The organism is Limnohabitans sp. TS-CS-82 (assembly GCF_002943475.1).
Genome location: NZ_PTQX01000002.1, coordinates 542,831 through 554,809, shown reverse-complemented (window position 1 = coordinate 554,809; position 11,979 = coordinate 542,831). Strand labels below are relative to the sequence as shown.

The 11,979-nt window shown below is 54.6% G+C and carries 14 protein-coding genes; 9 read left to right on the top strand and 5 right to left on the bottom strand.

Annotated elements, in window-relative coordinates; translation table 11 throughout:
* Positions 1-54: 54 nt before the first annotated feature.
* Entirely contained in the window at positions 55-876 is an 822-nt protein-coding gene (gene folP, locus C5F52_RS07005) for a dihydropteroate synthase (protein ID WP_104797605.1), read from the top strand.
* A 72-nt stretch (positions 877-948) separates the two neighbouring features.
* The gene (gene glmM / locus C5F52_RS07000) at positions 949-2,280 is read left to right on the top strand and encodes a phosphoglucosamine mutase (protein ID WP_104797604.1); all 1,332 of its coding nucleotides are present in this window, start codon (positions 949-951) and stop codon (positions 2,278-2,280) included.
* Between the two features lie 79 nt (positions 2,281-2,359).
* Here the strand turns inward: glmM and arsC are convergent, their stop codons facing one another.
* The 5 genes from arsC to C5F52_RS06975 are packed head-to-tail and all read right to left on the bottom strand — an operon-like array spanning position 2,360 to position 5,264.
* On the bottom strand, positions 2,360-2,800 hold the full coding sequence (gene arsC, locus C5F52_RS06995; protein ID WP_104797603.1) for an arsenate reductase (glutaredoxin): 441 nt from the start codon (positions 2,798-2,800) through the stop codon (positions 2,360-2,362).
* Between the two features lie 41 nt (positions 2,801-2,841).
* Positions 2,842-3,861 (bottom strand): ACR3 family arsenite efflux transporter, encoded by a 1,020-nt coding sequence (gene arsB / locus C5F52_RS06990; protein WP_104797602.1) that lies wholly within the window; start codon positions 3,859-3,861, stop codon positions 2,842-2,844.
* Positions 3,858-4,370, bottom strand: a complete 513-nt coding sequence (locus tag C5F52_RS06985; protein ID WP_104797601.1) for an arsenate reductase ArsC — start codon at positions 4,368-4,370, stop codon at positions 3,858-3,860. Before C5F52_RS06985 ends, arsB begins: the two co-directional genes overlap by 4 nt.
* Positions 4,371-4,421: 51 nt before the next feature.
* Entirely contained in the window at positions 4,422-4,907 is a 486-nt protein-coding gene (locus C5F52_RS06980; protein ID WP_201746975.1) for a DUF6428 family protein, read from the bottom strand.
* 18 nt (positions 4,908-4,925) lie between these two features.
* Entirely contained in the window at positions 4,926-5,264 is a 339-nt protein-coding gene (locus tag C5F52_RS06975) for a helix-turn-helix transcriptional regulator (RefSeq protein ID WP_104797600.1), read from the bottom strand.
* A 128-nt stretch (positions 5,265-5,392) separates the two neighbouring features.
* On the opposite strand from C5F52_RS06975, the gene pstS reads away from it, so the two are divergent.
* From pstS to phoR, 7 genes are all read left to right on the top strand, one after another.
* Positions 5,393-6,424: a phosphate ABC transporter substrate-binding protein PstS gene (gene pstS / locus C5F52_RS06970; RefSeq protein WP_104797599.1), complete on the top strand. Its 1,032-nt coding sequence runs from the start codon at positions 5,393-5,395 to the stop codon at positions 6,422-6,424.
* A gap of 98 nt (positions 6,425-6,522) precedes the next feature.
* A complete protein-coding gene (pstC, locus tag C5F52_RS06965) occupies positions 6,523-7,515 on the top strand; it encodes a phosphate ABC transporter permease subunit PstC (RefSeq protein ID WP_236657763.1) in 993 nt (330 codons plus the stop codon).
* Positions 7,516-7,524: 9 nt separating this feature from the next.
* Positions 7,525-8,379, top strand: coding sequence for a phosphate ABC transporter permease PstA (gene pstA, locus C5F52_RS06960; protein ID WP_104797597.1), 855 nt, complete (start codon positions 7,525-7,527; stop codon positions 8,377-8,379).
* A gap of 18 nt (positions 8,380-8,397) precedes the next feature.
* Positions 8,398-9,174 (top strand): phosphate ABC transporter ATP-binding protein PstB, encoded by a 777-nt coding sequence (gene pstB / locus C5F52_RS06955; protein WP_104797596.1) that lies wholly within the window; start codon positions 8,398-8,400, stop codon positions 9,172-9,174.
* A 14-nt stretch (positions 9,175-9,188) separates the two neighbouring features.
* On the top strand, positions 9,189-9,890 hold the full coding sequence (gene phoU / locus C5F52_RS06950; protein WP_104797595.1) for a phosphate signaling complex protein PhoU: 702 nt from the start codon (positions 9,189-9,191) through the stop codon (positions 9,888-9,890).
* A gap of 16 nt (positions 9,891-9,906) precedes the next feature.
* Positions 9,907-10,605 (top strand): phosphate regulon transcriptional regulator PhoB, encoded by a 699-nt coding sequence (gene phoB / locus C5F52_RS06945; protein ID WP_104797594.1) that lies wholly within the window; start codon positions 9,907-9,909, stop codon positions 10,603-10,605.
* A 9-nt stretch (positions 10,606-10,614) separates the two neighbouring features.
* Positions 10,615-11,976, top strand: coding sequence for a phosphate regulon sensor histidine kinase PhoR (phoR, locus tag C5F52_RS06940; RefSeq protein WP_236657762.1), 1,362 nt, complete (start codon positions 10,615-10,617; stop codon positions 11,974-11,976).
* The last annotated feature ends 3 nt before the right edge of the window (positions 11,977-11,979 follow it).

The window sequence follows — 11,979 nt, the reverse complement described above, 5'->3', positions numbered from 1 at the left end:
AAATGGACAGAAGATAACAACGGGGCGTCAGCCCCGTTTTTCATGGACCTCTCTATGTTTTGGCAAACCTCTCGTTTTCAGATTGACTTGACCCAGCCCCAAGTCATGGGCATCGTCAACGTCACGCCTGATTCTTTTTCAGATGGCGGTCGCTATGCACCTTTGGCGCATTGCGAGCAATTGCTCAAAGACGGGGCCAATATCTTGGACATTGGTGGTGAGTCCACCCGTCCAGGTGCCAAAGCTGTCTCACTCGACGACGAACTCGCCCGAGTCTTGCCCGTGGTGCGCGAGGCGGTGCGCTTGAACGTACCCGTGTCGGTCGACACGTACAAACCTCAGGTCATGCAAGCCGTGTTGGATGCCGGGGCAGACATCATCAATGACATTTGGGCTTTGCGGCAGCCAGGCGCTGTGTCGGTCATTGCGTCTCACCCCAGCTGTGGCGTGTGCGTGATGCACATGCATGGCGAGCCACAGACCATGCAAACCTTGCCCATGACGGGCTCAGTCATAGCGTCTGTGTCACAGTTCTTGAACGACTGCGCCCATCAGCTTCAAGCGGCGGGTGTGGTGGCTGCACGCATTGCGTTGGACCCAGGTGTTGGGTTTGGCAAAACCGTGGCACAAAACTTTGAGCTCTTGTCGGCGCAATCGACATTGATGGCACTGGGTTATCCATTGCTGGTGGGTTGGTCTCGCAAATCATCGCTGGGTGCGGTGACTGGCTGCGACGCGGGCGAGCGTTTGGTGCCTAGCGTGGCGGCTGCGTTGTTGGCAGTCGAGCGAGGGGCGCGCATTGTGCGGGTGCATGATGTGGCGCAAACGGTTCAGGCGTTGAAGGTGTGGCAAGCGGCACGTCTTAGCGCCGCTTAATTCGCACCTACGCCTCAAAAAAGTGCACTTGTTTGCGACAATTACTCATCAATACACCAAGAATAAATCACCATGACACGTCAATACTTTGGAACAGATGGCATCCGCGGCACCGTGGGTCAAGCGCCCATCACCCCTGATTTTGTGTTGCGCTTGGCGCATGCCGTGGGGCGCGTGCTCAAGCAAACCGAAGCACACCCCACGGTGTTGATTGGCAAAGACACGCGCATTTCGGGCTACATGTTGGAGTCGGCGTTGGAGTCTGGCTTTAACTCGGCTGGCGTGAACGTGGTGTTGCTTGGCCCTTTGCCGACGCCAGGGGTGGCTTACCTCACGCGCGCGCAACGGGCCAGTTTGGGCGTGGTCATCAGTGCCAGCCATAACCCGTTTGCAGACAACGGCATCAAGTTTTTCAGCGCCAAAGGCACCAAGTTGGATGACGCTTGGGAGCTTGCCGTGGAGGCCGCACTCGACGAAACCCCCGTTTGGGTCGATTCGGCCAACTTGGGCAAAACCCGCCGCTTGGACGATGCCGCAGGCCGCTACATTGAGTTTTGCAAAAGCACCTTCTCCAACGATCTGACGCTCAAGGGCCTCAAAATCGTGGTCGATGCTGCGCACGGCGCGGCTTATCACATCGCACCGAAAGTGTTCCACGAGTTGGGCGCCGAGGTGATTGCCATCGGTTGCAGCCCTGATGGCGTCAACATCAACCACGAAGTGGGTGCCACCCATCCTGATGCCTTGGTGCGCTCAGTCAAAGCCAACCATGCTGACTTTGGTGTGGCGCTGGATGGCGATGCCGATCGCTTGCAAATGGTCGATGCGCAAGGCCGCTTGTTCAATGGCGATGAGCTGTTGTATTTGATGGCTGACGACCGCTTGGCCAAAGACGAGGTTGTGCCGGGTGTGGTGGGCACACTCATGACCAACATGGCCGTTGAAGTCGCGTTGAAAAAACGTGGCGTTCAATTTGTGCGCGCCAAAGTGGGTGACCGCTATGTGCTGGAAGAGTTGGCCAAACACGGTTGGATTTTGGGTGGCGAGGGCTCTGGCCATTTGTTGGCCTTGGACAAACACACCACCGGTGATGGCTTGATCAGTGCCTTGCAAGTTTTGCAAACTTGCGTGCGCAGTGGCCGCACCATGGCCGATCTGCTCAAGGACGTGACCTTGTTCCCGCAGACTCTGATCAACGTGCGTTTGCGCCCTGGTCAAGACTGGAAGGCGAACACCCGTTTACAAGAAGAAACACAAAAAGCCGAGGCTGAGTTGGGCGATACAGGCCGTGTGCTGATTCGCGCCAGTGGTACCGAGCCTTTGGTGCGTGTGATGGTGGAGGCGCGTGACGAGGCACAGGCCAACGCATGCGCCCGCCGCATTGCGGACACCTTGTCCGCTTAAGCGCCTAGCGACAGGATGTGCAGTGGCCTTGCTGGATGGATGGCTGTTGGGCTGGACTTCAGTTTGGTCTTCGTGAGGATCAAAGTCGCTGCGCGGTTTTTAAGCGCTGCCCTTGTGCGTCTACGACCGCTTCGCCGTCTTCCTTGTTGAAGGCGGCCCTTTGGGGTTGGGGCAAGACGTCGAGCACCAACTCTGACGGACGGCACAGCCGTGTGCCCAAAGGTGTCACCACGATCGGGCGGTTGATCAAAATGGGGTGTGCCAGCATGTGGTCAATCAATGCCTCATCGTTCCACTTGGAGTTGTCCAAATCCAGTTCGCTGTAGATGGCTTCTTTGCGGCGCATCATGTCGCGAACAGGCAGCCCCATGGCGGTGATCAACACTTTCAAGGTGTCTCGCGTCGGCGGTGTTTCAAGGTAGTGAATGACCTTCGGCGCTTCACCGCTGTTGCGGATCAGTGCGAGTGTGTTGCGCGAGGTGCCGCATTTGGGGTTGTGGTAAATCGTGATGGCAGACATGTGAGTTTTCTCTGATGAAGAGGAGGGGTGTGTTCGGTGATTCACGCGCGCTCGTACCAACCTTTGCTGCGGTTGACCACTTGGACGACGAGCAACATCACGGGCACTTCAATCAGCACGCCGACCACCGTCGCTAAGGCGGCACCTGATTCGAAGCCAAACAAACTGATGGCTGCAGCCACAGCCAATTCAAAGAAGTTGGACGCGCCGATCAAGGCCGAAGGGCCTGCCACATTGTGTGATTCACCCAAGGCGCGGTTGAGCAAATAGGCCAAGCCAGAGTTGAACAACACTTGGATCAAGATGGGCACGGCCAGCAGGGCAATGACCAAGGGCTGTTTCAAAATGGCTTGACCTTGAAAGGCAAACAGCAACACCAAGGTTGCCAGCAAGGCGGTGATGGACCAAGGTCCAATTTTCGCCATGACCACTTCAAAATACGCTTGGCCGCGTGCCAACAAGGCCTTACGCCAAAGTTGCGCCAAGACCACAGGAATGATGATGTAGAGCACCACCGAGGTCAGCAAGGTGTCCCACGGCACGGTGATCGCGGACAAACCCAGCAAAAACGCAACCAGTGGCGCGAAGGCGACCACCATGATGGCGTCATTCAAGGCCACTTGTGACAGCGTGAACAGCGGGTGACCTTGGGTGAGTCGGCTCCACACAAACACCATGGCGGTGCAAGGTGCTGCGGCTAACAAAATCAGGCCAGCGATGTAGCTGTCAAGCTGATCTGCGGGCAGCCAAGGCGCAAACAAATAGCGGATGAAAAACCACCCCAACACGGCCATTGAAAAAGGTTTGACCAGCCAGTTGACGAACAACGTGACGCCAATGCCTTTGATGTGTTGCCGAACTTCATGCAGGGCTTTGAAGTCGACTTTGACCAGCATCGGAATGATCATCACCCAAATCAGCACGCCTACGGGTAAATTGACTTGTGCCACTTCCCAGCGGCCAATGGTTTGAAACACGTCAGGTATCCATTGCCCCAAGGCAATGCCCACGACGATGCACAAAGCCACCCAAGCGGTGAGGTAGCGTTCAAAGAAATTCATGGGGCATCCTGACTGAGTTGGTGTGCCGTGTGTTGGAGCATGGTTTTTTGCAACTTGTTTGCAGGCAAGTCCACCAAAATTTGAAGGCGACGGTGAATCATGTGCAGAGTTTGTTTGAACGCTTCCAAGCGATCTGCATCCGTGCCTTCTACGGCAGACGGATCGGCATAGCCCCAGTGTGCTGTCGCGGGCTGGCCGGGCCAATAGGGGCAGACCTCGCCAGCAGCGTTGTCGCAAACGGTGATGACCAAGTCCATGTGTGGTGCGTCTGGTTTGGCAAACTCATCCCAGTTTTTGCTGCGCAAACCTTCGGTGTTGATGCCTGCCGATTGCAGCACCTGCAGGCCCAGTGGGTTGGGTTGTTGGTTTTCACGCGGGCTGCTGCCAGCCGAAAATGCTTTGAATGTGGTGCCGCTGGCACCGTGGCCCATGTGGTTGAGCAGGGCTTCAGCCAAGATGCTGCGTGCCGAGTTGTGGGTGCATAAAAAGAGAACGTTTAAGGTGGTCATGTGACGAGTTGTATGAGTTGGAAGGAGCGTTGGGTTAAACGTCTGGCAGCTTTAACAGCAGCCACTTTTGGGCGAGCAGCATGCACCCGCTTTGATACGTGGTTTTTCGGATGGTTGCGTTGCAGGCGCACAGCACAGGTCCATGGCCAAACACGCGGTGTGCTTGAGGCCGGTAGTCAGTGTCAAGGTTTGGCCATCGCTGCTGCCTGAGATCACGGGGTATTGCGACACCACGCCTGCTTCGTGTTCGATTTCCACAGGTAAATCTAAGGACGGCAAGACATCGCCTGCGATGCGCAAAACATGCGCCAGCTTGGTTGTTTCAAGGCGGTGTTGCAGGTCTACAAATACCCATGTTTGCAACAAGCAAGTTTCGGTTTTGCGCAGCGTGCCGCCACAGTCCATAAAATTTTTGACCACATGGCCCACTTCGGTGATGTGAAAGTGGGGTGCGATCGCCTTGCCATTGGGCAACACAATGCGCAAGCTTTGATGTGGATGAGCTTCAAGCAAGCTCAAAAATTGTTCGACGTTCATGGCGTTTCCTTTGAAAAATTAACAGCAGGCTTTGGCTGCCTCAGGCACCACCGCGCAAGATTGGCCTTGGCAGCAGTCTTGGGTCAGGTAGGTGAGTAACTCGTTCATGCGTGTGAACGCCGCGCGATAGATGAGATTGCGCCCGCTGGACTCCACGCTGACGAGACCTGCATGGCTCAACGCTTTCAGGTGAAACGACAGGCCACTGGGTGCAATTTCAAGCTGTGAGGCCAAGCTGCTGGGTGTGAGACCGTCCTCGCCAGCCACAACCAAGGCTCGAAAGGCCCGTAAACGTTGCACTTGGGCTAAGGCGCTGAGTGCGTCAACGGCTTGTGTTTCTACATGTACTGTGTTCATATTTCAATAATAATTGAATTATTGAAATAAAACATACCTCCAGTTTCTTTTTATATGTCACATGTGTCACGATTTCGTCACAATGGCTGGCTAAAGTAACGTTAGTTTTAACCAACGCAAGGAATCACATGAGCTCCAAACGAACTTTCATCAAATCTGTGGCTGCAGCTGCTATGGCGACATTGGCGATGGGGTCGGCTTTCGCCGCCGACATCACAGGTGCTGGTGCGACTTTCCCTTTCCCGATTTACGCCAAGTGGGCTGAAGGCTACAAAGCGGCAACGGGCAATGGTTTGAACTACCAATCCATTGGCTCTTCAGGCGGCATTCGCCAGATCAAAGCAAAAACGGTGACTTTCGGTGCAACCGACGCGCCTATGTCGGGTGAAGATTTGGACAAAGAAGGTTTGGTGCAGTTCCCCGCCATCATCGGCGGTACCGTGCCTGTGGTGAACTTGGAAGGCTTCAAGCCCGGTGAGTTGCGCGTCACAGGTGCTGTGTTGGCTGACATGTTCTTGGGCAAGATTGCCAACTGGAACGATGCCAAGATTGCGGCCTTGAACCCGGGCAAAAAATTGCCTGACCAAGCCATCACCATCGTGCACCGCGCGGACGGTTCGGGCACCACATTCAATTTCACCGACTACTTGACCTCTGTCAGCAAAGACTGGTCAACCACGGTCGGCAAGGGCGCCGCAGTGAAGTGGCCAGCGCCTTCTTCTGTGGGTGGCAAGGGTAACGAAGGCGTTGCTGCGAACGTGAACCGTGTCAAAGGTTCTTTGGGCTACGTGGAATACGCGTACGTCAAAAAGAACAACATGAATTTCATGCAGTTGCAAAACGCCGATGGCAAGTATGTGGCCCCAGATGATTTGACATTTGCCGCCGCAGCCGCGGGTGCTGACTGGATGAGCGTGCCGGGTATGGGCGTGTCCATGGTCAACGCCAAGGGCGCGAACAGCTGGCCAATCAGCACGGCTTCGTTCATCTTGATGTACAAGCAACCCACGGACAAAGCCTCAGCTGCTGAAGCCATCAAGTTTTTTGACTGGGCATTCACCAACGGCAAGAAAATGGCGCAAGACCTAGACTACGTTGCCTTGCCTGATAGCTTGACCACTCAAATCCGCGCCAAGGTGTGGACACAAATTCAAAAGTAATTTGATTTGAGCTAATAAACACCGTCGGCCTTGTTATCAGTGCCGGCGGTTTTTTAGTTTTTAGCAAGTAGGGTGTTTTTATGAGTTTAGGGTCTGTTATGAGCTCGCAAAATTTAATGGAAGAAGCGTCAGGTCAGGCCGTCAGTGCTGACATGGTGGCCGTTGCAAAAAAGCAGCGCACACAAGACTTCTTCTTTCACCGCATCACACAAGCTTTTTCTTTGTTGGTCTTGGCAGCGTTGTCGGGCATCATCATTTCGTTGTTTGTGAATGCATGGCCGACTTTTCAAAAGTTTGGTTTTAACTTTTTATGGCATGTCGAGTGGGACATCATCAATGAAGATTTTGGTGCTGCCATTGCCATTGTGGGCACGATGGCCAGCGCCAGTATTGCGCTCTTATTGGCTGTGCCTTTAGCCTTTGGCGTGGCCGTGTTTTTGACAGAGACCTGTCCCGTGTGGCTGCGTCGTCCATTGGGAACATCGATTGAATTGTTGGCGGCTGTGCCGTCCATCATTTACGGCATGTTTGGTTTGTTTGTGTTTGCGCCTTTGTTTGCCGATCATTTACAAGTGCCGCTGCAGAGCCTCTTGGGTGGCATGCCCTTGGTTGGTTTCTTGTTTGGTGGCGCGACCAATGGCATGGGCATTTTGGCGGCAGGCATTGTGTTGGCCTTCATGGTGTTGCCATTCGTTGCGGCGGTGATGCGCGATGTGTTTGAAATCACACCGTCCATCCTGCGCGAGTCTGCTTACGGTTTGGGTTGCACGACTTGGGAAGTCGTGCGTCAAGTGGTGCTGCCTTACACCCAAAAGGGTGTGATTGGTGGCGTCATGCTGGGCTTGGGTCGTGCGCTGGGTGAAACCATGGCCGTGACTTTTGTGATTGGTAACGCCAACCGCATGCCTACGTCTTTGTTTTCGCCAGGTACGTCGATTGCATCTGTTTTGGCCAACGAGTTTGGTGAAGCCGAAAACCTGCACTTTTCCACCCTGTTTGCATTAGGTTTCTTGCTTTTTGTCATCACCTTTGTGGTGTTGGCGATGGCCAAGATGATGATCATGCGGGCTGAAAAAGCCAAAGGCAATTAAGAGGTTTCTATGGAAATGAACAAACAGCTTTACACAAAGCGTCGCATCATCAGCTCACTGGGTTTGGCGTTCTCGATGGCCGCCATGGCAGTCGGCTTGACGGTCTTGCTTTGGATTCTTTACGTCTTGTTTGCCAACGGCCTGTCTGCTTTGGATGGCCATTTGCTCACCAGCGACACGCCAGCACCCGGTACCGAGGGCGGTGGCTTGCGCAACGCCATCGTGGGTAGCTTGATGATTGTGGGTTTGACAGTGTTGGTGTCCACCCCTGTGGGCATCTTGGCCGGCGTGTACCTCACGGAGTACGGCGACGAAAGCAAAACAGCCGAATTGACCCGCTTCGTGACAGACATCATGTTGTCTGCCCCGTCTATCGTGTTGGGCTTGTTTGTCTATGCGATTGCCGTGGCCACCGTGGGTAACTTCTCAGGCTATGCCGGTAGCTTGGCGTTGTCGCTGATCGCTGTGCCCGTCATCATGCGTACCACCGAAAACATGTTGCGCTTGGTGCCCGGTAGTTTGCGCGAAGCCGCATTCGCCTTGGGTGCACCACGTTGGAAAGTGTCGACCTTCATCACGTTGCGAGCCGCCAAGAGTGGCGTGATGACCGGCTTATTGTTGGCCGTCGCACGCATCAGCGGCGAAACAGCACCCTTGCTGTTCACCGCTTTGAACAACCAGTTCTTCAGCACCAACATGGGCGCGCCCATGGCTAACTTGCCTGTGGTGATTTTCCAGTTCGCCATGAGTCCGTACGACAACTGGGTGCGCTTGGCATGGGCCGGAGCGCTTCTCATCACACTGACGGTGTTGGTGCTCAACATCTTGGCGCGTGTGTTCTTCCGCGACAAAGTCAGCTCGTAATTTCACTTGGATTTAAAAATGTCTGAAATCAAAACAGCACCAAAGAACGCCATCGAAGTTCGTGATCTGAACTTCTTTTATGGCAAGTTTCAAGGCTTGCGCAATGTCACCATGGACATTGCTGAGCGCAAAGTGACGGCTTTCATTGGCCCATCAGGTTGCGGAAAATCTACCTTGTTGCGTACCTTGAATCGCATGTACAGCTTGTACCCAGGCCAGCGTGCCGAAGGTGAGATCAATTTTTACGGCCAAAATATTTTGGAACCCAAGCAAGACTTGAACTTGCTGCGCGCACGCATTGGCATGGTTTTTCAAAAGCCCACGCCATTCCCCATGACGATTTACGACAACATCGCCTTTGGTGTGCGTTTGTACGAAAGCCTCAGTAAGAGCGAGATGGATGAGCGTGTGGAATGGGCGCTGACCAAGGCCGCTTTGTGGACCGAAGTCAAAGACAAGTTGGGCCAGAACGGGCTGTCGCTGTCTGGCGGGCAGCAGCAACGTTTGTGCATTGCACGCAGCGTGGCCGTGAAGCCATCGGTGTTGTTGCTGGATGAACCCACCTCTGCGCTTGATCCGATTTCGACAGGCAAGGTGGAAGAGTTGGTGCATGAGTTGAAGGCTGACTACACCATCGCCATCGTGACCCACAACATGCAACAAGCCGCGCGTTGCAGCGACTACACGGCTTATATGTACTTGGGCGAATTGGTGGAGTTTGGTGAAACCGAACAAATCTTCTTCAAACCCAACAAGACCGCCACCGAAGACTACATCACCGGCCGTTTTGGCTAAAACGAAAGCGAACCATGCCTGATAAACACCTGTCCTCACAGTTTGACGCTGACCTCAACAACATTTCCTCCCATGTGATGGCCTTGGGCGGTTTGGTCGAATCGCAAATTCGTCAAGCTGTTTATGCCTTGTCTCAATTCAGCTTAGAAGTTGCTGACGATGTGCTGGTGACCGAAAACAAAGTCAACAGTGCAGAAGTTGAGATTGACCGCGAAATCGCGTCCATCATCGGCCGCCGTCAACCCACGGCTCGCGACTTGCGATTGCTCATGGCCATGTCCAAAACCACCGCTAACTTAGAGCGTGTGGGTGATGAAGCGGCCAAGATTGCCCGCATGGTCAAGTCCATTGTGGAGAGCAATGCACCCCGTTCATTGCCTTCGAGCGATCTGCGCGTTTCCGCCGATATGGCGTCTGGTTTGCTGCGCAAAGCTTTGGACTCTTTTGCCCGTTTGGACATCCCGATGGCGGTGAGCATCTTGCGCGAAGACAATGACATTGACCAAGAGTTTGATGGCTTTGTGCGCAAGCTCATCACGTACATGATGGAAGACCCACGCACCATTTCGTCTAGCTTGGATTTGTTGTTCATTGCCAAAGCGATTGAGCGCATTGGTGATCACGCCAAAAACATTGCTGAGTTTGTCATCTACATCGTCAAGGGTGAAGATGTGCGTCATACCCCGTTGGCCGATGTTGAATCGTCCATGGGTTAATTGAGAAATTTTGCAGATGAAGATTGCACGCGTTTTAGTGGTGGAAGATGAACCGGCCATTGCCGAGTTGATCGGGGTCAATTTGCGTCACCACGGCATGCTCGCTGTGTTGGCGGCTGATGGTGATGCAGCGCAGGCGCACATTGACGAGGTGTTGCCGGATGTCATCTTGCTGGATTGGATGTTGCCCGGGCAATCGGGCGTTCAACTGGCCCGCCGTTGGCGCGCCGATGCACGCACCAAAACCACGCCCATTTTGATGCTCACCGCCCGTGGTGATGAGCCCGACAAAATTGCGGGCTTGGATGCGGGCGCTGATGACTACATCACCAAACCGTTTTCGACCCAAGAGCTTTTGGCCCGCATTCGCGCCGTGCTACGCCGTCGTGCACCCGAGCAAGCCAGCGATGTGGTACGCGTGGGCGGCTTGCAGTTGGATGGCGCCACGCACCGTGTGAGCTTCAACGACCAAGCCATCAAACTGGGGCCCACTGAATTCAAATTGCTCAATTATTTGATGCACCACGCCGAGCGCGTGCACAGCCGCAGCCAGCTCTTGGACCGCGTCTGGGGCGACCATGTCTTTATTGAAGAACGCACCGTGGACGTGCATGTCAAACGCTTGCGCGAGGCTTTGGGCGAAGCGGGTGTTTTGGTTGAAACCGTGCGCGGCGTGGGGTACCGATTGACGGCACCTCAAGTCTCTAAAGTTTAAGGTTCGCCTGTGCTTTGGCGAACATTCAGCTGGTTGGTGGTGCTCTTGGTGGGCGCGGCTTCAGGGGCGTTTTGGGGTTTTTACCAAGGCGGGAAATCCGTCTGGATATGGCTGTTGGTCGGTGCGTTGTTAGGCAGTGCGCTCTGGTGGCTGATCGATGCGTTGCGTGGCTTGCGTGTCGTCGCGTGGCTGCGTTTTGGTGATCTGAATGAAGCGCCACAAATCTTAGGTTTGTGGGGCGAGGTGGTCGATCGCGCGCGCAGTTTGTTGCGTCAACGAGCGCGTGATATTGCGTCTAGCGATCAGCGACTCAAAGACTTTTTGTCGGCCATTCAAGCGTCGCCGAACGGGGTCGTGTTGTTGGATGCCCAAAGTCAAATCGAGTGGTGTAACCAAACCGCCGCACAGCAGCTGGGCATTGATGTCGAACGCGATCAAATGCAACGCATCGGTAATTTGATGCGTGATCCGGTCTTCACGGCTTATATGTCGGCCAATGATCCAGATGAGTCGGTGGTGATTGAGGGGCGTGGCCACCGCATGGATCGACCTGTGCGTTTGTTTTTGCAGCGTCATCGCTACGGCGAGGGCAAGCAAATGTTGATCACGCGCGATGTGACTCTGGTGGAGCAAGCCGAAGCGATGCGTCGCGATTTTGTGGCCAATGTGTCGCACGAAATTCGCACGCCTTTGACTGTGTTGTCTGGCTTTGTTGAAACCCTGCAAACCTTGAGTTTGCCGCCGGATGATCAACAACGTTACTTGGCGCTGATGGCCACGCAAGCGCATCGCATGCAAAGCTTGGTCGAAGATTTGTTGACGCTGTCACGCTTGGAAGGCAGTCCAAATCCGGGCGTGCATTCGCAATTGCCTTTGGCCAAATTGATGCAGGCTTGCGAACAAGAGGCGCAGGGCTTGTCGGCGACGATGGCTCAGGGCGCGGCCATACAAACCATCGAATTCACCGTGGATTCAAGCTTGTCAGAGGCCGTGTTGTTGTGTGAGCCGCGTGAGTTGCAAAGCGCCTTGTCTAACTTGGTCAGCAATGCCGTGCGCTACACCCCTGCAGATGGCACGATTCAGGTGAATGCCTGCGTGAAGCCCGATGGCAGCCTGCAACTCTCGGTGAAAGACTCTGGTGCTGGCATTGCCGCCGAGCATTTACCCCGTTTGACGGAGCGTTTTTACCGCGTGGATCGCAGCCGCTCGCGTGAATCGGGGGGCACGGGTTTGGGGCTGGCGATTGTGAAGCACGTCATGCAGCGCCATGGTGGTAGTTTGGTGGTGGCCAGCGTCCTTGGACAGGGGTCGACGTTCACTTTGGTTTTACCCAGCACGCGTTGGCGTTTGAACCCGTTGCCGCAACGCTAACGC